This is a genomic window from Bradyrhizobium sp. LeoB3 (genome assembly GCF_055456055.1).
The window spans coordinates 70,179-91,415 of record NZ_JBVBEF010000004.1 but is presented as its reverse complement, the minus strand read 5'-3'; the positions used below and the strand labels follow the sequence as shown (position 1 = coordinate 91,415).

The window sequence follows — 21,237 nt, the reverse complement described above, 5'->3', positions numbered from 1 at the left end:
GTGAGGGGATCTGCTCTATCGAGGGACCGTAACCCCTCACCCGCGCCTCCGGCGCGACCTCTCCCTTCGGGAGAGGTGAACTTGCGGCCAAGCCGATTCAACCAAATGACATCGCGCTCTAGCCTGCCAGCGCGCGAACGGCCTCGGCGACGCTATGGAAGACGTGGTTCTGCGGCAGCGTGCGATAGAGGCCGAAGCGCTCAAATGCCTGTTGGGCGCGGGTCGATTCGAGGCGAGCGATCGCAACGGTCACGCCTTGCTCGCTGCATTCACGGAACAGCGCGAGCAGCGTTTGTGCGGCGGTGAAATCGATCTCCACGATGCCGCTGGCTTCGATCACCAGCAGTGCTGGCTTCGGTGTCGCCGTCCTGATGACCTTCAGCGCATCGGCACGAAAGCTCGAGGCATTGAGAAACGACAGCGGCGCCTGCAGGCCGACCACGGCAACTTTCGGGTCGCGCTCGCCTTTGATGCTAGGATTGGCCGGCCACCAGATCGTGGTGTCCGGTACGCGGTCGAACACGACGAGCCGCGCCTGCGTCGTGCTCCAGATGCCATGGAGCAGCGAGAGCGCGATGCCGACGGCGACGCCTTGCTCGATCGGCAGGATGATGATCGAAGCTGCCGTTGCCACCACAAGCAGAAACTCGCCGACCGACTGGTGAAAGATCGCTTCAATCTGCCTGAAGCGAATGATGCGCAACGCCACGAAAAGAAGGACGCCGCCCAGCGCAGCCTCCGGAACGTGATGGAGCAGCGCCGCTCCGAACGCCAGCAGCGCCAGCACGATCGATGCGGCGAACAGTCCCGATAGCTGCGTGCGTCCGCCGGTCGCGGCCACGATGCCGGTTCGCGGCGGGCTCGCGTCCACCGGAAAGGCACCGAACAGGCCTGCAAGAAGGCTGCCGGCCCCGGCGCCGAGAAAATCGCGATCGACATCGGCAGGCTGGTCCGGATCGGAAGGAAATGCCCGCGTCGTCGCCGCGGTCTGCACCATCACGACCATTGCGATCAGGAGAGCCAATGGCAACAACTTGACCCATCGTTCCGGCGAGATTTCAGGAAACGATGGCATCGGCAGCGTGCCCGGTACGGTGCCGACCACGCTGACCCCCTTGCTCTCCAATCCGCCCCAGATCACCGCAGCGGTCGCCGCCACCAGCGCGACGAGTGCGCCGGGAATCTTGGCGCTGATGGCCTCGGATCCGGCAACAAAGGCCAGCACGAAAAGCCCGATGCTGACGCTGTAGAGATTGGCGGCAGGAAGATGCTCCGCAATCTCGGCGATCCGCTCGAGCATCGGTCCTTTCGGTGGCGGCGCGCCGAGCACGACGGGGAGTTGCGAAACCATGATGTGGATGGAGATGCCGGCAAGAAAGCCGACGGTGACCGGGGTCGACAGCAGATTTGCAATCCAGCCGAGGCGAAACAGGCTACCGACGACCAGGATCGCTCCGACCATCAGCGCCAGGGCCGCGGCAAGCGCGAGATTCTCCTGGGAGCCGGCGGCTGCCATCAGCGCAAGCCCGCCGGCGAAGATCGGCGTGATCGTGGAGTCGGCGCCGCACGACAGAAGACGGTTGCTGCCCAGCATGGCAAAACCGAGCGAACCTGCCATGAAGGCGAAAAAGCCGATCTGGGGGGTGAAGCCGCCAAGGCGCGCAGTCGCCATCTGCTCCGGTATCGCGATCGCGGCCAGTGTCAGGCCCGCGATAAGGTCGCCGGGCAAATCGCCCGGCCGGAACGCGGCCAGCGAGCGGAAGATCGGCCAGGAGCGGCCTGCTGTCCCGGGCGTGTCCTCGGCCATCGGTCCTCGGTGCGATCAGCGCTAGCGTAAGGGCCGCCCACTATTCGACATCGTGATGCCAAAGGCCAGCCTTGCTTTGGCGCTGGCACAAGCCTCAGCCGATATTCTGCAGCGCCGGAAACGTCTCGAGCAGCCAGATGCTGACATTGGTGACGGCACCGGTGAGAAAGCCGATGCCGGTGATGATCATCAGCACGCCCATGACATGCTCGACCGTCCGCAGATGCCGTTTCATCCGCGTGAACAGTGACGAGAACTGTTCGACCGCAAATGCCGCGAGCAGGAAGGGGATGCCGAGCCCGGCGGAATAGATCGCAAGCAGCATGGCGCCCTTGGTCACGGTCGCCTCGGCTGCTGCGACCGAAAGGATGGCGGCGAGGATTGGGCCGATGCAGGGCGTCCAGCCGAAGGCAAAGGCGAGCCCCATCACATAGGCGCCCCACAGCCCGACCGGTTTCGGCATGCTCATCCGCCCCTCGCGCATCAAGATCCCGATCCGCGTCAGCCCGAGGAAGTGCAGCCCCATCACAATGATGACGATGCCGGCGACGATGGAGAGCTGCGCAGACCAGGCGCGGACCAGCCCGCCGATCAGGGAGGCGCTGGCGCCGAGCGCGACGAACACGGTGGAGAAGCCGAGCACGAACATCAAGGCCGCCGACATCACCGCGCGCCTCGAGGCCTTCATGCTCTCGTCATGGGCGACATGCTCGATGGTCGCGCCTGTCAGATACACCAGATAGGGCGGCACCAGCGGCAGCACGCAGGGCGACAGGAAACTGACTAGTCCGGCGATCAAGGCTGCCGGGATCGAGACATCGTGCATCAACTGACCTTCGAGAGCGACATCTGGCGTGGCAACCTATTGACGTGGACGGCGACAAGTTTCCAGAGATTTCATGCGCTCAAAGCCCAAGAGATCGGTCACAGGCCCGTGTCCGGGCAATGTTCGCGAATCGTCTCCGCAATTCTACGGGATAAACGCTGGACAAGCCGGTGTCGTCAGGCTCAAACTTCAATGCCGCGACAAGCCTCGGCCGTCAGCCGGGAAATAAAAATCATGCGGACGCCTGCGATTCAGAGATGGGCGCCGCAAAAAGGAAACGAACGGGAGCATCACATGGCTGTTTCACGCCGCAACCTGCTGTTGGGAAGCGCCGGCGCCTTGGGCGCCGCATCATTTTCATTCCCGAAGCCTGCCATTGCCCAATCCGAGCCGATCAAAATCGGGTGCCTCGCGGCGATCACCGGCCCGAGTTCCGCGCCGACCGTCGGTTTCAACCGCGGCATCAACTTTGCGGTGGACAGCATCAATGCGGGTGGCGGTGTCAAGGGCCGCAAGATCGAGCTCGTCATGCGCGACACGCAGGGTGATCCGACCAAGGCGGTGAACGCGACGCAGGAATTGATCAGCCAGGCCAAGGTCCACGCCATCTGGGGGCCGGTCAATTCCGGCGAAGCGCTCGCCACCACGCCGATCATGGCGCGAGCGAAGATTCCGGACATTCATCCTTGCGTGGTCGAAACCCTGATCGACACCACCAAATATCCGAACGCTTTCCGCATGGCGCCGTCCAACAGCCAGTGGGACGACGCCGTCCGCAACTACTGCCTCAACGTGCTGAAAGTGAAGAAAGTTGCCGTCATCGGCGATACCACGGGCTATGGCGTGACCGCCGTCGGCGCCTCGGTGGCGGCGTTCAAGAAGGACGGCGCCGACGTCGTCTACCAGGCCAATATCGATGCGACCCAGCCGGACATGACGCCGGACATGCTGCGCGCCAAGAATGCGGGCTCCGAGGCCATCGTGGTCTGGAGCGTCACCACCGGCATGGAGGCGCGGATGTTCAACACCCGTGCCGCCATGGGCTGGGACGTGCCGTTCGTCGGCCATCCCTCGCTCGCCTCGGGAGAGCTCGCCGGCCTCGTCGAGAAGCCGGAGAACTGGAAGAAGGTTTACGCGGTCGGTTACAAGAGCTGCAGCTACGATGCAGCCGGCAAGCTGCCGCCAAAGAGTGAGGAGTTGGTGGCGCGCCTGGCCAAGGCGAATATTGCGCTCAACGACACGCTGTTGTGGTGGGTCGCTGGTGGCATCGACGCGATCGAGCTGATCGCCAAGGCGGTTGCCGAGAGCGGTTCGACCGAAAGCGCCGGACTCATCAAATACTGGAACACGCTGTCGAAATATCCCGGCTATTTCGGCACCTACACCTTCACGCCGACGCAGCATAACGGCTATCCGACCGAAGAGATCGTGATGTCGGAGGCCTCTACCGCCAAGAACGGGACGTTCGCGCTCGCGCCGGGCTATACATAGGCCGGCGGCAGAGGGTGCATCCGATGCTCGCCTCGATCCTCGCATCCGGTCTCGCGGCGGGCGCGATCTACGCGCTCGTCGGCGTCACCTACAACACGATGTTCTCGACCTCGCGGGTGATGAGTTTCACCGCAGGCCAGCTTGCCATGCTGGGCGGCGTGCTCGGCTCGATGTTCACCTTGAAGATGGGCATGCCCATCATCGTGGGCTTCGTGCTGACGCTGGCCGCGTGCGCGATCGTCGGCATCATCACCGAATTCGTCGCGGTGCGGCCGGTTCTGAAGAGTCTCGACCAGCATCTCTACGTGCTTTCGACGCTGGCGCTGGCCTTGATGATCCAGCAGGTCGCGGCGATCAAATGGGGCACCGAGCCGCAGCCGTTCCCGCGCGTGATCGGGCTCGGCAGCGGCGTCTGGGACGAGAAGTTCTGGCTGCCGGTGGTTGCCTGCGCGGTGACGATCGTGGCGCTGGAATATCTCTACCGCCGCACGCTGGTCGGCCGCGCCTTCGTCGCGATCGCGGAGGATAATTTCGCTGCGCGCGCGCTCGGTCTTCCCGAGCGCAACCTGCGGGTCGCGAGCTATGCGCTCGCTGGCGTGATCGGCGGCATCGCCGGTTTCTCCGGCGGCCAGCTTCTGCTGGCGTTCTTCGCCAATGGCGCGCTGCTCAATTTCTACGGCTTCGTGCCGGTGGCGCTCGGCGGCCTCGGCAACAACCGCGGCGCCATTTTCGGCGGGCTCGCGCTCGGCCTGTTCCAGCAGGCGGCGAATTTCCTGGTCGGCGGCATCTTCTCTTCCGTTGCCGTGTTCACTCTGTTCATCGTGGTCCTCTTGGCGGCGCCCCAAGGCCTGTTCGGCGGAACCACGGCGCGGAGGGTGTGATGACGGCTGTCACTGCAACCTCTGCCCAAACTGAAAGCGGCGCCTGGCGCGCCGCCTTGCCGCACGTCGCGCCGTTCCTCGGCATCCTCGCGCTCGCATTGCTGCTGCCGTTCGTCAGCAACGACTATTGGGCGCTGATCGGCACGCGCATGGCGATCTATTGGGTGCTGGTCTCCGGCCTCAACCTCGTGGTCGGCTTCGCGGGCCATCTTGCGATCGGCTATGTCGCGCTATTGACGCTAGGTGCCTACACGACGAGCGTGCTCGTCGCCGGCAATGTCACGCCGGCAGTGCCGGTTTTCCTCGCGCTGCCGATTGCCGGCTGCGTCGGTGCGCTGTTCGGCGTGATCGTCGGATTGCCGGCGCTGCGCCTGCGCACCTTCTATTTCGCGATGTCGACGCTCGGTTTCGCCACCATCGTGACGCAGATCGCGCTGGCCTGGCAGAGCGTGACCGGCGGCGGCATCGGCATCGCCGGTCCGGAATTCCCGGCGCCGTTCGATACGCCGTGGGGCTTCTACGCACTCTGCGTCGCGTTCGCGGCGGTCGCCACCTGGATGAGCGCCAACATCGCCCGCAGCCGATTCGGCCGCGCCCTGATCGCGGTGCGCGATGCCGAGGTGGCGGCGGAAGCGACCGGCATCTCCAAGCCGAAGATGCTGATTGCGATCTTCCTGTTTGCGGGCGCGCTGGCCGCGATCGCCGGCGGATTGTTCGCGACGCTGCAGACCTACATCACGCCCGATGCCTTCACCTTCGACCTGTCGGTCCTGTTCTTCATCGCGATCCTGATCGGCGGCCGCGGCTCGATCCTGGGGCCGATGCTCGGCACCATCATCCTGACCATCCTGCCCGAGATTGCCGCGCCGCTGGCGGCATGGTCGACATTCCTGTACGCCGTGCTGCTGCTCGTGATCGTGCTGGTGATGCCCGGCGGCATCGCGGCGCTGCTCGACTTCCGCAACCGACGTCCGCTCGCCAGCAACCGCGCCATCGTGCCGCGTCCGGCCGTTCTCGCCGACATCGTCCGCCGCCGCAGCGGCGGCAAGCACCTGAAGCTGCGCGACATCGCGCTGAGCTTCGGCAATGTGAAGGCGATCGACGGGCTCGACCTCGACGTAGCGCCAGGCGAGATCCACGGTCTGATCGGCCCGAACGGCAGCGGCAAGACCACGACGCTCAACGTCATCTCCGGCTATTACGCCGCCAAGGCCGGCACGATGACGCTGGGCGATGACATGCTGCCGCCGGGCCAGCCGGCATTGCGCGCAGCTTGCGGCATTGCGCGGACGTTCCAGACCCCGCGCGTGATCGGCGAGGCCTCGGTGCTGGAGAACGTGATGATCGGCGGCTCGGTGGAGGGCAGGGCGACCTTCGTCGAGGCGATGCTGTCGGCCCCGCGCAATCGCGAGGACGAGCGGATGCTCGCGGCGAAGGCGCGGGCGCTGCTCGGCGTGGTCGGGCTGGAGACGCTGGCGGAGGTGCGCGCCGACCGCCTGCAGCACAGCGAACTCCGCTTCATCGAGATCGCGCGTGCCTTGATGCTCGATCCCGATTTCCTGCTGCTAGACGAGCCCGCGGCGGGCCTCTCCAATGACGAGATTGAGCGGCTGGCTTCGTTGATCAAGGCGATCAGCGCGCGCGGCACCGGTGTGTTGCTGGTGGAACACCACGCCGATCTCATCTTCGACATCTGCCACCAGGTCACCGTGCTCAATCTCGGCCGCACGCTGGCGGCGGGCACGCCGGCCGAGATCCGCGTTCACAAGGAGGTGGTCAGTGCGTACCTCGGCGGCTGAACCTCTGCTCTCCGTGACCGCGCTGGAATCCGGTTACGGCAAAATCCGCGTGCTTCATGGCATCGATTTCCAGGTCGCCGCCGGCGAGGTGGTGGCGCTGCTCGGACCCAACGGCGCCGGCAAGACCACGATGCTGCGCGCGCTGTCCGGATTGCTGCCCGTGACCGCGGGACAGGTGCGCTTCGACGGCCGCGACATGACCAATGCGACGCCGCGGGATGCCGCGCGCGCCGGCCTCGTCCATGTGATCGAGGGCCACCGTGTGTTCACGCAAATCTCCGTCACCGACAATCTGCTGCTTGCCGGCTACGACGTGCCGCGCGCCGAGCGTGCGCAGCGCGTCGAGGAAGCGCTGGCGTATTTCCCCGAGATCGCCGAGAAGCGTCACGAGCGCGGCGGCGCGCTGTCGGGCGGGCAACAGCAGATGCTCACCGTCGCGCAAGGCCTGGTACGCCGCCCGCGGCTGTTGATGCTCGACGAGCCCTCGGCCGGCCTGTCGCCGGTGCTGGTCGATCGGGTCCTCAACGTCATCGGCCGCTTGCGCGCACAGGGCACCGCGGTATTGCTGGTCGAGCAATTGCTGGAGAAGGCGCTGGCCACGGCGGACCGCGTCTACGCCCTGGTGCAGGGGAATATCGTGCTGGAAGCATCGACCGAGGAAAGCAATCTGGCGCAGCGGCTGGAGCGCGCCTATTTCGGCCATGAGAGCCACGCGCTGGTGACCCCTTGATGCGGCTTCCCTTCTTCTACGGCTGGATCATCATCGCGGTGACCTTCGTCACCATGGCGATCGGCGTCAATGCGCGCACTGCGTTCTCGCTGTTCTATCCGCCTGTTCTCAGCGAGTTCGGCTGGGATCGCGGCGTCACCGCCGGCGCGTTCTCGTTCGGCTTCGTGGCCTCCGGCATCGCCAGTCCGTTGATCGGCCGCCTGATGGATCGCGCCGGCCCGCGCGCGGTGATGGAGCTCGGCGTTGTGCTGATGGGCGCGGGGTTCCTGCTGGCACCGCTGACGACGCAGCCCTGGCATCTCTATCTCAGCATCGGCGTTCTCGTCGGCGCGGGGAGCGTCTGCCTCGGCTATTCCGGTCAATCATTCTTTCTGCCGAACTGGTTCATCCGCCGTCGCGGTCTCGCGATCGGGATCGCCTTTGCCGGTGTCGGCATCGGCTCGGTGACCTTGCTGCCGTGGGTGCAGCACATGATCGAGGGCACCGGCTGGCGCACTGCCTGCACGGCGATCGGCATCCTCGTGCTGGTCGTGCTCGCGCCGATCAATCTGTTGGTGCGAAAACGCCCTGAAGATATCGGGCTACTGCCGGACGGCGACGCCGCGCCGACCGCCACTTCGGCAAAGCCGGTGTCGAACATCGTCGATCCCGTCTGGGCCGGCACCGATTGGACGCTGTCCCGGGCGCTCCGCACCGCGCGCTTCTGGTGGATTGCGCTCGGCTATTTCTGCGGACTTTACATTTGGTACGCGGTGCAGGTGCATCAGACCAAATTCCTGCTCGACATCGGCTTCAGCCCGAATGTCGCCGTGTGGTCGCTTGGCGTCGTCAGCCTGCTCGGCATTCCCGGCCAGATCTGGCTTGGCCATCTCTCCGACCGTATCGGGCGCGAAACGGTGTGGGCGATCAGTTGCGCTGGCTTTGCGATCTGCTTTGCGTGCCTGGTCGCACTGAAATATGCGCCGCTATTGCCGCTGGTCTATCTGATGGTGTTCACGCAAGGCGCGCTCGGCTACGGCCTGACCTCGGTGATGGGGCCGGTCGTGGTGGAGATCTTCCAGGGCAGGCATTACGGCAGCATCTTCGGCACCATCATGCTGGCCGCGCTTGCGGGGGGCGCCGCCGGCCCGTGGGCGACGGGGCTGTTGTATGATCTCACCGGCAGCTACACGGCGGCCTTTGCGATCAGCATTGCCGTGAGCGCGTTGTCCGCCTTCGCGATCTGGCAGGCCGCACCGGGAAAAGTCCGCGCGGTCGCGGGGCGTTTGCACACGTTGCAGAGCCGTAGCCCGGGTGAAGCGTCAGCGTAACCCGGGGCCGCTTGCAAGCGCTGACGCAGGGTCCCGGGTTACGCTAGCGCTCCACCCGGGCTACAGCTACGCCGCGGTCGGCGCTCCCGATCGTGCGCTGCAGGTCGCCGATCGCGCGCAGGAAGCTGTCGGCCGGCGTGGTCTCCGGATCGATCAGGCGGTGCAGGCGAAAGCCGTCCTCGAGCGCCAGCACGATTGCGGCGGTCCACGCCGCATCCAGCCGGCCGTTCCTGCCGCTATCCTTCCGCGCGGTCTCGATGATGTCGGTGACCAGCTTTCGCCGGGCGCGCAGGCGCTTTGCAAGTTCGGGCCGCCGCTTCTCCGCGCGCGCGACGAACAGGATCATCTCCATGTGCAGAAGCGGCGAGCGGCCGAGCGGATCCTGCCTGGTGCGGTCCATGTGCTTCAACGCGTCGATGAAGTCGGCGAGGTTGGTGTGTTGAGCAAGCAGGTCGAGGTTGCGCCGGATCGATTGCTCGACATGGTCCTCGAGCATCGCGATGATGAGCTCTTCCTTGCTCTTGAAGTTCGAATAGAACGCCCCGCGCGTGAAACCGGCGGCGGCCGCGATCGCCTCGATGCTGGCGCCGCCGATCCCCTGTTCCTCGAACACGCGTGCCGCCGCCTCGAACAGCTTTTCGCAGGTGTCGTCCCTGGTCGGTCTGGTCCTGACTCTTGACATCGGCCCTGTTTAGGCCACAATGCAACTCGATACAAGAGTGTATCGAGTTTCGGGGGGGAAACGCTTGGGTCCGCACGAAGCGGCGGCCGGTAGCGTTCAATGTGAAATCGTCGCAATGCGGCAACCGATTGAGGTCACCATGAACGAGCAAGCTCGGCCGGCGAACAGCGATCCGCTGTTCAATCCCCTGGCGCCGGAATTCATCCGCAATCCCTATCCCCATTACGAGCGGCTGCGCACCGAGGACCCGATGCACGTCACGCCGTTCGGCGCTTTCGTCGCGAGCCGTCACGCGGAGGTGAGCTTCGTGTTGCGCGACAAGCACTTTGGCAAGGACTATGCCGGCCGCGCCATACGCCGCTATGGGCCAAAAGCCATGGAGGACCCGGTCTTCCGCAGCATGAGCCAGATGATGCTGCAGCAGGATCCGCCCGATCACACCCGTCTGCGCGGCCTTGTGGTGAAGGCGTTCACGGCGCGCCGGGTCGAGGACATGCGGACGCGGATTCAGGAGATCGTCGATCAGACGCTCGATCGTGTCATCCCGCAGGGCAGGATGGACCTGATCGAGGACTTTGCGTTTCGGCTGCCGGTGACGGTGATCTGCGACATGCTCGGAATCCCCGAGGAGCATCGCGAAACGTTTTATACCGGCGCGCGCGACAGCGGGCGCATCCTCGAACCGGTGCCGTTGTCGCCTGAGGAGATCAAGCAGGGCAACGCCAGGACCAAGATGTCGGAGATGTATTTCCAGCAGCTCTTCGAGCTGCGGCGGAAGCAGCCCGGCGACGACCTGACGACGCAGCTCGTGCAGGCGGAGGAGGATGGCCACAAGCTCAGCAACGAAGAGCTGACCGCCAACATCATCCTTCTGTTCGGGGCCGGGCACGAGACGACCGTCAACCTGATCGGCAACGGCCTCTTAGCGCTGCACCGCAATCCCGATCAGCTCGCGCTGCTCAAGGCCAATCCTGGCCTGATCACCAACGCGATCGAGGAATTCCTGCGCTATGATTCCTCCGTGCAAATGACCGGGCGCGCGGCTCTGGAGGACATCGATCTCTGCGGCAAGCGCATACCCAAGGGCGAAGCCGTGCTGTGCCTGCTGGGCTCGGCCAACCACGATCCGGCTGTCTATCCCGACCGCCCGGAACGGCTCGATATCACCAGGCCCAACGTGAAACCGCTGTCCTTCGGCGGCGGCATCCATTTCTGTCTCGGCGCCCAATTGGCGCGGATCGAGGCCGAGATCGCGATCTCGACGCTGCTCCGCCGCCTGCCGGACCTGCGGCTGGATGACGCGGAAAATCCACAGTGGCGGCCGACCTTCGTGCTGCGGGGGCTACGGCGCCTGCCGGCGAGCTGGTAACCTTCTCGACCCTCGCCAGCGGGTGCAGCGCGATACCGCTGTGACTTCGCCATACTTCTCTCTATATACTGGGCTGCTCCGGCGCTGTATTGGCCACGTGCGCCGCGGGGCGGGGCTCAAAGGGAGACACCGTGCAGACGACGCTGCTCGGCCTGGCAATCGCGTTCATTCTTGCGCTGATCGCCGCGCTGGTCGGACCGTACTTCATTGACTGGAACCAGTTCCGTCCGCAATTCGAGGCAGAGGCGACGCGAATCATCGGCGCGCCCGTGCGCATCGGCGGCGAGCTTGACGCGCGGCTGCTGCCGGCGCCGCAGCTTCGGCTGCGTTCGGCCGTGATCGGCGGCGGCAATGATCGCGGCAAGATCCGGGCCGACAAGCTCGACGTCGAATTCAGCCTGGGTTCGCTGATGCGCGGCGAATGGCGCGCTACGCAGCTCACCGTCAATGGCATGTCGGTGGATCTCGGTCTGGACCAGAAGGGACGGATCGACTGGCCGGCCTCGCAGGGCACGTTCGACTTCGCCTCGCTGGCGATCGATCGCGTCAACCTCACCGGCCGCATCGCCCTGCATGACGCCGCGAGCCGCAGCACGCTGGAATTGAGCGACATCGCGTTCAGCGGCGATGTCCGGTCGCTTGCCGGCGCGATCCGCGGCGACGGCAATTTCACGTTCGACGGCTCCCGCTATCCGTTCCGGATCTCCTCCGGCCAGAGCGCCGACGGCAACGGCACCCGCGTGCATGTCAACATCGACCCAGGCCAGCGCCCGCTCTCGGCCGATCTCGACGGCATACTCACCTTCGAGGCCCGCGCGCCGCGCTTCGAAGGCGTGCTGGCGCTGGCCTCTCCGCCCGCATCAAAGAACGACGCGGCCGCGCCGACGCCCTGGCGTGTCGGAGCCCGGATCAAAGCGGATTATTCGGCGGCGCGGCTCGACCAGATCGAGGTCAGCTATGGCAATGACGAGCGCGCGCTGAAGCTCGCGGGCGCAGGCGACATCCGTTTCGGCGCTTCGCCGCTGCTGCGCGCCTCGCTGGCGGCGCGGCAACTCGATGTCGACCGCTTTGCCGCGAAGGACAACAATGCTGAGCCGATTCATGCGCTGCCGGCGCTGCGCGCTCTGCTGTCGGGCGTTCCGCACATCGCGCTGCCGTCGCAGATCGAATTCTCGTCCGAGCAAATCATGCTCGGCGGGCGGCCCTTGCAGGATATCGCCGCCGACCTTCACGGCGACGACAAGGGCTGGACAGTGCGGCGGCTCGACTTCCGCGCACCGGGCGCCACGCGCGTTTCGCTCAGCGGTGCTGGCCCGCAAAGCGCCCAGTCGGACAGCTTCAAGGCGGCGCTCAATGTCGAGTCGTCCGATCCCGATGCGCTGATGGTGTGGCTGCAGGGCCGTAGCGATCCGCCGTCTCGCAATCAAAAACCGCTCAAGCTGCGTGGCGACGTCACGCTCGCCGCAACCGGCTTTGCGGTCGATGCCATGAAGGCCGAGATCGACGGTGGTGCGATCACCGGACGTGTCGCGGTGTCGTATCCCACCGGCAATCGTGGCGCGAAGGTCGACGCCACCGTGAAGGCCGACCGGCTGGATCTCGATGCGGCCACCGCGGTCATACGCTCGCTGGCGGGACCGCAGGCCGAATGGCCGGAGGAAGCGCAGCTCTCGCTTGACATTGCTCGCGCGATGTCGGCCGGGCAGGAGCTGCGTCCGCTGCAGGCCAAGCTTGCCTTTGGGCCGAAGATGGTCTCGCTCGAGCGACTTAAGATCGGGCAGCCGGACAGTGTGACGATCGAGGGCACCGGCAATTTCGATCGCATCAACGCGACCGGAAAGCTCGCGCTCGACGCAAACGCGGCCTCGTTCAGCCAGTTGACTGGTCTGGTCTCATCGTTCGCACCGTCAGCCGCATCGCGCTTCAACACACTGGCTGCGATCCCGGGTCCGGCGCGGCTGAAGCTCGCGCTTGATCTCGACAAGGGACAGGCCGATCGCGGCAGCCTTCGCGCCGCTCTGGAGCTCGACGCGGCGCAGCTCAAGGGCACCGCTACGGTGACAGCGAAGCCGCAGGTCGCAGCGATCCGCAGCACCGATCTCGATGCCCTCAGCCGCAGCGATCTCGGCGTCGACGCCAGATTTTCAGCGGGGCAGGGGCGTGCAATGCTCGCGCTGCTCAACTTCGATCGAGTCATCGCCATCGGCGACGGCCCCGCGCAATTCGAAGGCTCGATCAACGGCGCCTGGCGCGCGCCGTTGCGGCTGAAGGCGAGGATCTGGGGCGCGGGGCTTGATGCGGACGCCGAAGGCGCAGCCGAGCCATGGGACGAGGCGAAGAAAGCCAGCATCAACCTGCGGGTCAGGAGCGCCGACATCAGTCCGCTGCTCGATCTCAAGCCGTCGGACACCCCGGTGAACGGCGTCCGCCTGTCGTCGCGCGTCTCACTCGCCGGCAACAAGCTCTCGTTCGACGATCTCGACAGCATCATCGGCGGCTCGCGACTGCGTGGCCGGGTTGCGCTCGCCATGGGGGAGGAGAAGAACATCGAGGGTGAGATCGGGCTCGACCAGGTCGCGCTTGCACCGGTGTTTGCGTTTGCGATCGGTGCCGGCGGACATGATTCGACCGAGCCGCTCGGCGGGGGCATCATCAAGGGCTGGCGCGGCAACATCGTCTTCCAGGCGTTGCGCGGCGAGCTGCCGGGCGGCAGCGAAGTGCAGCCGGTGAGCGGCACGATCAAGAGCGATGGCCAGGCGCTGACCTTTGAGGCCCTCAAGGGCAAGATCGGCAGCGGCGATCTCAGCGCCGCCATCGATGCAAGGCCGAGTGCGAATGGCATCACCGTCAATGCGAGCGTGCAGCTTAGCGGCGTCGATGGCACGGCGTTGCGCTACCGAAATCTCGGCATGCCCAAGGGGCGCGCCTCCTTGCAGATGACATTGATGAGCCAGGGCCGCAGCGCGTCGGCGCTGGCTGGCGCGCTGTCCGGCAGCGGCACGGTCGCGCTTGAAAGTGCGCGCATTGCCGGGCTCGATCCGCGCGCCTTCGACGTTGCGATCCGCGCCAGCGAGAACGGGCAGGTTTCGGATGACGCTAGCCTGAAGCAGATCGTCGAGCAGGCGCTCGCAAACGGCGTGCTGTCGGTCGCCTCAGCCCAGCTTCCGTTCAACATTCGCGACGGGCGGATCCGCGTTGGCGCCAGCACGCTGGCGGCCAATGGCGTCAACGCCACGATCTCCGGCGGCTACGACATTCCGGCCGATCAGGCCGACATCCGCGCCGTGCTGGTGCCGACCGCGATCACCGCGGCGAGTCGGCCGGAAATCCAGTTGCTCGCGGTGGGCACGCCCGACGGGCTCACCCGCAGCGTCGATGTCGCGGCGTTGTCGTCGTGGCTCGCGGTGCGCGCGATCGACCGCGAGACCAGGCGATTGGATGCGATTGAGCGCGGCGAGCCGCCTCCAACGTTCCAGCCGACACCGCCGCTGATCCCGCCGCAGGAGCCGGCGGAAGCTCCCGATGCAAGCGCGACGATCCCACCGACAGCAACTGATATGCCGATCCCGGGCCGCGATCCGCGCAAGGGAGCCCAAAAGCCGAAAACGAGCGCACCGCGTCCGCCGCAGGTCCAACCTCCGGCCAGCGCGCCAGCCGCCAATCCGCCCGCGTCAGTCGCGAGCCAACCGCAGCTCGCGCCATTGCCGCCGCCGATCGACGTCAAGCCGCCGCCGGGCGCTGCGAAACCAAAACCCCGTCCGCCGCTCGCACTGACGCCCCAGGTCGCCAACCCACCATCGCGTCCGGCGGCGCAGAATTAGAGCGCGATTAAGGTCAGGGTCGAACTGCGTCCGCGACCGGGGCTGCGCTTCCTCTCCCAGTTCTTACGGGGAGAGGGTTAGGGTGAGGGGCTCTCTCCGCGAGCACGGTGACAGAAGGACTCGCGGAGGCTCCCCTCACCCGAAATTCGAGCTGTGCTCGAATTTCGACCTCTCCCCGCAAGCGGCGCGAGGTGAACCCGGGGCTCGCCGCCTCAGAGCGTAATCTCCCGTTCGATCCCGATCGCCTGCAGGAACGCCCTGTCATGGCTGACGACGACCAGCGCGCCATCGAAGTCGCGCAGCGCGCTTTCCAGTTCTTCGATCGCGGTGAGGTCGAGATGGTTGGTGGGTTCGTCCAACAGCAGCAATAGCGGCGGCTCCGGCCGTGCGAACACGCAAGCCATACCTGCGCGAAGGCGCTCGCCGCCGCTCAACGTATCCACGATCTGCAATGCGGCCCTGTTGCGGAAGGCAAATCGCGCCAGCGCGGCATGCGCTTCATTGGCTGACAATTCCGGGTTGAGCCGGCGCAGATTGTCCAAGATGCTGGTGCCGGCATCGAGCAGGCCGGCATGCTGGTCGAGCATCGCGATCCGCTCGGTGCGACGATGGATCATGCCGGCGGTCGGCTGCGCCTCTCCGGTGATCAGGCGCAGCAATGTGCTCTTGCCCGTGCCATTGGCGCCGTCGATCGCAACGCGCTCGGGGCCGCGCAGTTCGAACGACAGCGGCCCGAACAGGCGGCGGTTGGCAAAGGCCATCGCCACGCCGTCGAAGGCGACGAGCTCGCGATTGGAGGGAAGGGCGGTCTTCGGCAGGTCGATCGACAGCGGCGTCACGATCTCCACCCGCGCGCGGGCCTCCTCGAAGGCATCCGCGCGCTCGCCGATCAGGCGCTCGGCGAGATGGCCTTCGCGGGCGGCGCTGGCCTCCGCGCGTTCCTTCTCGCGATCCATGAACATCTTGTCTTCGATGCCCTTGGCGCGCCAGGCTCGGCCGGCCTTGTCGCGGCGCGACTTTCTTTCGCGCGCCTTCTGCGTCGCGCGCTCGGCGCTGCGCAGCGCGTCAGCCGCCCGCTCCAGTTCGGTTTCCGCACGCGAGCGCGCCGCGTCGCGCTGCTCGGCGAAATCAGGCCACGCGCCGCCGAAAATCGTGACGCCAACCGGCGTCAGTTCGACGATGCGGTCGACATGCTCGAGCAGCGTACGGTCGTGGCTTGCGACCACGATGCCGCCTTGCCATCGCCTGAGCAATTGCGCCACCGCCTCGCGGCCGTCGGCGTCGAGATTGTTGGTGGGCTCGTCCAGCAGCAGCACGTCAGGTGCCTGGATCAACAGGCGCGCCAGCGCGACGCGCGTTCGCTCGCCGCCGCTGAGCGATGCCACCGCGCGATCGAGCGATAGCGCGGGCAGGCCCGCTTCCGTCAGCGCGGTCTGTAGTCGTGCTTCCAGTGTCCAGTCAGCCGCGGCGGCATCCTCGAGTGTGCCGTCGCCGCGCTCGAGCCGGCGCAGGCACGCGAGCTCGCTATCGACGCCGACGGCTTGCGCCACCGTCGCCCGTTCGTCGGCGATCTGCGCGAGCATGCCGATCGATCCTGCACGGTAAACCGATCCGGCTGCCGGTTCGATCTCGCCCGCGATCAGGCGCAGCAGTGTCGATTTGCCGCAGCCGTTCCGTCCGACGATGCCGGTGCGCTCGCGTCCAATCGCGAGCGTCAGCTCATCGAACAGTGAGCGGCCGTCAGGCGCGTGAAGCGAGATGGAATCCAGGACGACAAAGGCAGGCATGGAGAGCTTCCGAAATGGACAGGTTTCGCGGCGCGGTTAGCTTGGCGATATCCATTTCGCTCTCCACTCAGGTTTGTCGGTGAAGCGGTGCCTGAGCACCGGCTATCTGCAACGGATCAGGCTTGCGGCCTGTTGTCCGGTGCCTGGACCGTCGTCGCGGCGACTGCGCGCGAACGGAAATACTCCAGCACGAAAAGTCGGATCGCCGACGACAGGTTGCCCTGCTGGCGATTGCTGTCGATTTCGCCGACCAGCTCCGACAGCGTCATGTTCCGGAGGCCCGAGATTTCCTTCATGCCATTCCAGAACGCTTCTTCCAGGCTGACGCTGGTCTTGTGGCCGGCGACCACGATCGAACGTTTGACGACGGGCGATTTCATGATGCGTCTCCGCCGTCGATACGATGCTGATCCAACAGCTTCTCGTCGCGCGCTTTGCGAAGCTCGTCCGCTTTCCGTTCGGACTTGGTGCGACCAAATCGTGCGCGGTTGGTTTCAGCTTGCTTCGCAGCTTCTTTGCGTTGCTCTTGTTTTCTTGCTCGGTTCAAGTTGATCACGTCCCCCATGCTCGCCCCATCATCCAGCGATCCGAAGGCGCAAATGCCTGTTGGCGAAACAGGCCGCAGCCAAGTTGCGCGCAAGCACTGCACATGCCCATCCGAAATCCCTATATAGCGCCTAGTGATAAGCATCAAAAGGTCAGCTTCGCCCCACGAAAACCATATATTTCGCTGCTGTCCCATGCGTCAACGCAACGCCCGCTGCAACCGATCTTATTCTTTAGGCGTTATGATCCATAATTATATCACGCGCGGGGCGAGCGCTAATTCGTAGCGAGTCAGCGCAACGCATCACCGTTTTTTCCCGGGAAAATTATGCAATTTGCAGTTTCACTTAACCCGGATGTGTCATTTTGTCCGGCTGCACCAGGGAGTCGAATTCACGTTCCGATACATAGCCGAGCCGCAGCGCCTCTTCCTTGAGCGTCGTGCCGCGCGCATGTGCTGCTTTCGCGACTTTCGCGGCGTTGTCGTATCCGATCTTCGGTGCAAGCGCAGTGACGAGCATCAGCGATCGCTGCATCAACTCGGCGATGCGTTTCTCGTCGGCACGTATCCCGACCACGCAATGCTCGGTGAAGGAGCGGATAACATCCGACAGGAGCTGAACGGAACTCATCATGCAATACGCCAACACCGGCTTGTAGACGTTCAGCTCGAAGTGTCCCTGGCTGCCCGCGATGGTGACGGCGGTTTCGTTCCCGAAGACGTACGTGCATACCATCGTCATCGCCTCGCATTGCGTCGGGTTCACTTTGCCCGGCATGATCGATGAGCCCGGCTCGTTCTCCGGCAGGATCAGTTCGCCGAGGCCTGAGCGCGGGCCCGAGCCGAGGAAGCGGATGTCGTTGGCGATCTTGAACAGCCCGGTCGCCACCGAATTGATCGCGCCGTGCACCAGCACATAGGCGTCGTTGGAGGCCAGCGCCTCGAACTTGTTCGGCGCACTGATGAACGGCAGCTTCGTGATCTTGGCGACGTGCCTTGCGAACAGTCTCGCAAAGCGTGGCTTGGAGTTGAGGCCGGTGCCGACGGCCGTGCCGCCTTGCGCGAGCGGCAACAGATCCTTCGCCGCCGTACGTAGCCGCGCGATGCCGCTCTCGACCTGCGCGGCATAGCCGGAGAATTCCTGACCCAGCGTCAGCGGCGTCGCATCCTGGGTGTGGGTGCGGCCGATCTTGACGATCTTCGCGAACGTTTTCTCCTTGCGGCGCAGCTCGCGATGCAATTCGCCGAGCGCAGGAATCAGCCTCTCGAAAATTCCCTGCGCCGCCGCGATGTGCATCGCCGTCGGAAACGAGTCGTTCGACGACTGGCTCATGTTGACGTGGTCGTTGGGATGAACCGGTTTCTTCGCGCCGAGTTCAAAGCCGAGCAGTTCGTTGGCGCGGTTGGCGATCACCTCGTTGAGGTTCATGTTGGTCTGCGTGCCCGAGCCTGTCTGCCACACCACCAGCGGGAAATGATCGTCGAGCTTGCCTTCGATCACTTCTTTCGCGGCACGCGTGATCGCGTTGGCTCGGCGCGCGTCGATCAGGCCAAGCTCGCGGTTGGTGAGCGCTGCCGCCAGTTTCACGATGCCGAGCGCATGCACGATCTCGATCGGCATGCGGTCGCGGCCGATGCGGAAGTTCTGTCGGGAGCGTTCGGTCTGCGCGCCCCAATAGCGATCGGAGGCGACGTCGATCGGACCGAAACTGTCGGTCTCGACGCGGATGGTTTTGTTTTTTTGTGAAGAGGATGTTGATCGAGCCATTGCCAATGTCCGTTGCGCCGTGAAGCGGCGTAACGTTCATTCTACAGCGTCGATGATCGGTGCGTGTTTAGATTATTTCTTGCGGAAGCGGTCGAGCCGAACCACCTCGGCGCCTTCGCTCGGCTTGTCCGAGTCTTCCGTTTCTTGCGAAGCAGTCTCGGCCGCCGGAGCAGGCGGCGGTGGCGCCGGCGAAGCCGCAGGCAGCTTGGGCTCGGGCTTCTCGGGCGCGACGTCCTCCTCGGACGGTTCGAAATGCAGGCCGAACTTCACGGAGGGATCGAGGAAGCTCTTGATGGCGGCGAATGGCACGACGAGCCGTTCCGGAATGCCGCCGAACGAAAGTCCGACCTCGAAACGATCGTCCGTCACCACGAGGTCCCAGAACTGGTGCTGCAGGATGATCGTCATCTCCTGCGGATATTGCGCGAGCAGCCGCGGCGATATCTTCACGCCGTCGGCGTTGGAGATGAAGGTGATGTAGAAATGATGCTCGCCGGGAAGTCCGTGCTCCGCGGCGTCCGCCAGCACGTGGCGTACCACCCCGCGCAGCGCGTCGCGCGCCAGCACGTCATATCGGATGTGATCGGTCGCCATGATGGTCCTGTCGCGTTCAAAAATGGCCGGCCGCATGCCGGTCGCCCGACTCGCCTTTAGCTCTATGCTATCCCGGCCACAAGCCAAGGTCAGCAGGCCTTCCGGATCGAATTTGCGGCACAAGCACCCGCTTGGGATGCACGCACTTTACCATGCGAATGTGAAGTGGAGGCTTCTGTTGCCAGGTGCCTCCGAACCCCGCCTAGCGGAGCTTAACCCGCTAGGGCTTTAAAGTGGTCTTTCAAACTGCGTTACGCAGCCTGAGCAACCGGAGCATAGTTGTCGTTGGCAACTATTGCATTGGCCCGATATCGGCGGAACCATACCGAGAAAAAACACGCCCTTTACGCCCTCGTCGATCCTATTTCGCCCCCGCCGGAACCCACGGCTTGCGTTCCGCATGGGCTCTGGTGGAGGCGCCGGGTACCGCCCCCGGGTCCGAATGGTTTATTTCGACGGTCGTTTATTTCCATAGCCGGCAAGCCGGCAGCCCCAATATAGGCTGCAAAGCGACGGAAAAACAGACCCTTGGCGGCCCCATCCCGGCGTTTCGTGCATGGAACGGCTTCGGTTTATCGCCTTGGCCGGCAGGATGCGGCATTTTAGGCTCTTGCCATGTCCTCCGATTCTCCGCCGGCCGCCGCTCCCGTGGCGGACCTTCCTGCCTCGACCCCGCCCATCCAGCCCAGCCTGGGGGAACTGTTCGTGGCCTTTGCAAAAATGTCCCTGGCCGGGTTCGGCGGGGTTCTGGTCTGGGCGCGCCGGGGCATTGTCGAGCAGCACCGCTGGATGACCGCGGACGAGTTCAACGAGACCTTCGCGCTGTGCCATTTCCTGCCGGGGCCGAATATCGTCAATCTGTCGTTCGTGTTCGGCTCCCGCTTCCGGGGGCTTGCCGGTGGGATCGCGGCCTTTGCCGGGCTGGTCGGCCCGCCGATGCTGATCGCGATCGTGCTCGCGGCGCTCTACAAGAACTATGGCGAGATCGAAGCGCTGCGGCGAACGCTCGCCGGCGTAGCCTGCGTCGCCGTCGGCCTTCTGCTGTCCGTGATGCTCAAGATGACGATGCCACTGGTCAAGCGGCGCGATATCGCCGGCCTCGTGGTCCTCGTCGCGGTCTTCGTCGCCATCGGGGTGTTGCGGCTGCCGTTGGCAGAGGTGCTGCTGGTCGCCGTTCCCACAAGCCTGGCCGTGACACTGTTGATTCGCCAACGGGGGCGGGCATGAACGAGCATACGAATCCGATTGCGACGCTGATCTGGACGTTCGGCCTGATGTCGCTGTTTGCCGTCGGCGGTGCCAATGCGGCCATCCCCGAAATGCACCGGATCGCCGTCGAGGTCCGGCACTGGATGACCGACAAGGAGTTCGCCGACGTCTTCGCGATCTCGCAATTGTCGCCAGGGCCGAACGTGCTGATCGTGACCCTGATCGGCTACTCCGTCGCCGGCGTTGCCGGTGCGCTGGCGGCGACGCTTGCGATGTGCGGGCCGACCGCGCTGCTTGCCTATTATGTGAGCGGGCTGCTTGCGCGCTCGCGCCATTCGCGCTGGCCGGCGATCATCCAGGCGGCACTGGTTCCGCTTTCGATCGGGCTGATGGCCGCGAGCGGGTTCATTTTGGCCCGGACCTCCGACCAAAGTTGGATTGCCGCTCTGACGACGGTGATAACGGCCATTGTTGCCTTTGCGACGCGACTTAACCCTTTTTGGCTGCTACTGGCCGGGGGCGTCCTCGGTTTCGCTGGCGTTATTTGACGAAAATCGCTAGGCAAGGCCGGGGCAGGTTGCAAATCCAGCCGATAGAATAACAGGGCCCGCGGTGC

Annotated in this window: 17 protein-coding genes and 1 other RNA gene; 9 read left to right on the top strand and 9 right to left on the bottom strand. The window is 65.0% G+C overall.

The annotated features are described in order from the left end of the window. Positions 1 to 118 precede the first annotated feature (118 nt). Together ACZXDY_RS05970 and ACZXDY_RS05965 are read right to left on the bottom strand one after the other, a co-directional pair. On the bottom strand, positions 119 to 1,807 hold the full coding sequence (locus ACZXDY_RS05970) for a SulP family inorganic anion transporter (RefSeq protein WP_464344842.1): 1,689 nt from the start codon (positions 1,805 to 1,807) through the stop codon (positions 119 to 121). 94 nt (positions 1,808 to 1,901) lie between these two features. Next, the gene (locus ACZXDY_RS05965; RefSeq protein ID WP_130230768.1) at positions 1,902 to 2,633 is read right to left on the bottom strand and encodes a cytochrome c biogenesis CcdA family protein; all 732 of its coding nucleotides are present in this window, start codon (positions 2,631 to 2,633) and stop codon (positions 1,902 to 1,904) included. Positions 2,634 to 2,927: 294 nt separating this feature from the next. On the opposite strand from ACZXDY_RS05965, the gene ACZXDY_RS05960 reads away from it, so the two are divergent. From ACZXDY_RS05960 to ACZXDY_RS05940, 5 genes are read left to right on the top strand one after another with little or no spacing between them, the layout of a single operon-like run. Further along, complete coding sequence (locus tag ACZXDY_RS05960; protein ID WP_245287164.1) at positions 2,928 to 4,124, top strand: ABC transporter substrate-binding protein; 1,197 nt, start codon at positions 2,928 to 2,930, stop codon at positions 4,122 to 4,124. Positions 4,125 to 4,147: 23 nt separating this feature from the next. Beyond that, on the top strand, positions 4,148 to 5,005 hold the full coding sequence (locus tag ACZXDY_RS05955; protein ID WP_035689052.1) for a branched-chain amino acid ABC transporter permease: 858 nt from the start codon (positions 4,148 to 4,150) through the stop codon (positions 5,003 to 5,005). Beyond that, positions 5,005 to 6,804 carry a branched-chain amino acid ABC transporter ATP-binding protein/permease gene (locus tag ACZXDY_RS05950; protein ID WP_464344841.1) on the top strand — a complete coding sequence of 600 codons (1,800 nt, stop codon included), beginning with the start codon at positions 5,005 to 5,007 and terminating at the stop codon, positions 6,802 to 6,804. The genes ACZXDY_RS05955 and ACZXDY_RS05950 overlap by 1 nt, the downstream gene beginning before the upstream one ends. Continuing rightward, the gene (locus ACZXDY_RS05945) at positions 6,785 to 7,534 is read left to right on the top strand and encodes an ABC transporter ATP-binding protein (RefSeq protein ID WP_165435612.1); all 750 of its coding nucleotides are present in this window, start codon (positions 6,785 to 6,787) and stop codon (positions 7,532 to 7,534) included. Before ACZXDY_RS05950 ends, ACZXDY_RS05945 begins: the two co-directional genes overlap by 20 nt. Further along, complete coding sequence (locus tag ACZXDY_RS05940; protein WP_464344840.1) at positions 7,534 to 8,844, top strand: MFS transporter; 1,311 nt, start codon at positions 7,534 to 7,536, stop codon at positions 8,842 to 8,844. The genes ACZXDY_RS05945 and ACZXDY_RS05940 overlap by 1 nt, the downstream gene beginning before the upstream one ends. A gap of 43 nt (positions 8,845 to 8,887) precedes the next feature. On the opposite strand, the gene ACZXDY_RS05935 is transcribed toward ACZXDY_RS05940, so the two are convergent. Continuing rightward, positions 8,888 to 9,526 carry a TetR/AcrR family transcriptional regulator gene (locus tag ACZXDY_RS05935; RefSeq protein WP_464344839.1) on the bottom strand — a complete coding sequence of 213 codons (639 nt, stop codon included), beginning with the start codon at positions 9,524 to 9,526 and terminating at the stop codon, positions 8,888 to 8,890. A 139-nt stretch (positions 9,527 to 9,665) separates the two neighbouring features. On the opposite strand from ACZXDY_RS05935, the gene ACZXDY_RS05930 reads away from it, so the two are divergent. Both ACZXDY_RS05930 and ACZXDY_RS05925 read left to right on the top strand, forming a co-directional pair. Next, positions 9,666 to 10,895 carry a cytochrome P450 gene (locus tag ACZXDY_RS05930; protein ID WP_464344838.1) on the top strand — a complete coding sequence of 410 codons (1,230 nt, stop codon included), beginning with the start codon at positions 9,666 to 9,668 and terminating at the stop codon, positions 10,893 to 10,895. Positions 10,896 to 11,026: 131 nt separating this feature from the next. Further along, on the top strand, positions 11,027 to 14,716 hold the full coding sequence (locus tag ACZXDY_RS05925; RefSeq protein WP_464344837.1) for an AsmA family protein: 3,690 nt from the start codon (positions 11,027 to 11,029) through the stop codon (positions 14,714 to 14,716). Positions 14,717 to 14,928: 212 nt separating this feature from the next. Here the strand turns inward: ACZXDY_RS05925 and ACZXDY_RS05920 are convergent, their stop codons facing one another. The 6 genes from ACZXDY_RS05920 to ssrA form a co-directional block, all read right to left on the bottom strand. After that, on the bottom strand, positions 14,929 to 16,503 hold the full coding sequence (locus tag ACZXDY_RS05920) for an ABC-F family ATP-binding cassette domain-containing protein (RefSeq protein ID WP_464344836.1): 1,575 nt from the start codon (positions 16,501 to 16,503) through the stop codon (positions 14,929 to 14,931). Positions 16,504 to 16,619: 116 nt separating this feature from the next. After that, positions 16,620 to 16,883 carry a ribbon-helix-helix domain-containing protein gene (locus ACZXDY_RS05915; RefSeq protein WP_035688975.1) on the bottom strand — a complete coding sequence of 88 codons (264 nt, stop codon included), beginning with the start codon at positions 16,881 to 16,883 and terminating at the stop codon, positions 16,620 to 16,622. Beyond that, positions 16,880 to 17,068, bottom strand: a complete 189-nt coding sequence (locus tag ACZXDY_RS05910) for a DUF4169 family protein (protein WP_028161785.1) — start codon at positions 17,066 to 17,068, stop codon at positions 16,880 to 16,882. The genes ACZXDY_RS05915 and ACZXDY_RS05910 overlap by 4 nt, the downstream gene beginning before the upstream one ends. 328 nt (positions 17,069 to 17,396) lie before the next feature. After that, complete coding sequence (gene fumC / locus ACZXDY_RS05905) at positions 17,397 to 18,818, bottom strand: class II fumarate hydratase (protein WP_464344835.1); 1,422 nt, start codon at positions 18,816 to 18,818, stop codon at positions 17,397 to 17,399. Positions 18,819 to 18,890: 72 nt separating this feature from the next. After that, the gene (locus tag ACZXDY_RS05900; RefSeq protein WP_464344902.1) at positions 18,891 to 19,412 is read right to left on the bottom strand and encodes an SspB family protein; all 522 of its coding nucleotides are present in this window, start codon (positions 19,410 to 19,412) and stop codon (positions 18,891 to 18,893) included. Positions 19,413 to 19,576: 164 nt separating this feature from the next. After that, positions 19,577 to 19,939: a transfer-messenger RNA gene (gene ssrA, locus ACZXDY_RS05895) on the bottom strand. An 88-nt stretch (positions 19,940 to 20,027) separates the two neighbouring features. On the opposite strand from ssrA, the gene ACZXDY_RS05890 reads away from it, so the two are divergent. Both ACZXDY_RS05890 and ACZXDY_RS05885 read left to right on the top strand, forming a co-directional pair. Next, a complete protein-coding gene (locus ACZXDY_RS05890; RefSeq protein WP_028161788.1) occupies positions 20,028 to 20,639 on the top strand; it encodes a chromate transporter in 612 nt (203 codons plus the stop codon). Continuing rightward, positions 20,636 to 21,169 (top strand): chromate transporter, encoded by a 534-nt coding sequence (locus ACZXDY_RS05885; RefSeq protein WP_028161789.1) that lies wholly within the window; start codon positions 20,636 to 20,638, stop codon positions 21,167 to 21,169. The genes ACZXDY_RS05890 and ACZXDY_RS05885 overlap by 4 nt, the downstream gene beginning before the upstream one ends. Positions 21,170 to 21,237 lie beyond the last annotated feature (68 nt).

Excerpts from the sequence above, each read along its gene's own strand:
- ACZXDY_RS05970 (WP_464344842.1), bottom strand. The coding sequence starts at position 1,807 with ATGGCCGAGGACACGCCCGGGACAGCAGGCCGCTCCTGGCCGATCTTC.
- ACZXDY_RS05965 (WP_130230768.1), bottom strand. The coding sequence starts at position 2,633 with ATGCACGATGTCTCGATCCCGGCAGCCTTGATCGCCGGACTAGTCAGT.
- ACZXDY_RS05960 (WP_245287164.1), top strand. The coding sequence starts at position 2,928 with ATGGCTGTTTCACGCCGCAACCTGCTGTTGGGAAGCGCCGGCGCCTTG.
- ACZXDY_RS05955 (WP_035689052.1), top strand. The coding sequence starts at position 4,148 with ATGCTCGCCTCGATCCTCGCATCCGGTCTCGCGGCGGGCGCGATCTAC.
- ACZXDY_RS05950 (WP_464344841.1), top strand. The coding sequence starts at position 5,005 with ATGACGGCTGTCACTGCAACCTCTGCCCAAACTGAAAGCGGCGCCTGG.
- ACZXDY_RS05940 (WP_464344840.1), top strand. The coding sequence starts at position 7,534 with ATGCGGCTTCCCTTCTTCTACGGCTGGATCATCATCGCGGTGACCTTC.
- ACZXDY_RS05935 (WP_464344839.1), bottom strand. The coding sequence starts at position 9,526 with ATGTCAAGAGTCAGGACCAGACCGACCAGGGACGACACCTGCGAAAAG.
- ACZXDY_RS05930 (WP_464344838.1), top strand. The coding sequence starts at position 9,666 with ATGAACGAGCAAGCTCGGCCGGCGAACAGCGATCCGCTGTTCAATCCC.
- ACZXDY_RS05920 (WP_464344836.1), bottom strand. The coding sequence starts at position 16,503 with ATGCCTGCCTTTGTCGTCCTGGATTCCATCTCGCTTCACGCGCCTGAC.
- ACZXDY_RS05915 (WP_035688975.1), bottom strand. The coding sequence starts at position 16,883 with ATGAAATCGCCCGTCGTCAAACGTTCGATCGTGGTCGCCGGCCACAAG.
- ACZXDY_RS05910 (WP_028161785.1), bottom strand. The coding sequence starts at position 17,068 with ATGGGGGACGTGATCAACTTGAACCGAGCAAGAAAACAAGAGCAACGC.
- fumC (WP_464344835.1), bottom strand. The coding sequence starts at position 18,818 with ATGGCTCGATCAACATCCTCTTCACAAAAAAACAAAACCATCCGCGTC.
- ACZXDY_RS05900 (WP_464344902.1), bottom strand. The coding sequence starts at position 19,412 with ATGGCGACCGATCACATCCGATATGACGTGCTGGCGCGCGACGCGCTG.
- ACZXDY_RS05890 (WP_028161788.1), top strand. The coding sequence starts at position 20,028 with ATGTCCTCCGATTCTCCGCCGGCCGCCGCTCCCGTGGCGGACCTTCCT.
- ACZXDY_RS05885 (WP_028161789.1), top strand. The coding sequence starts at position 20,636 with ATGAACGAGCATACGAATCCGATTGCGACGCTGATCTGGACGTTCGGC.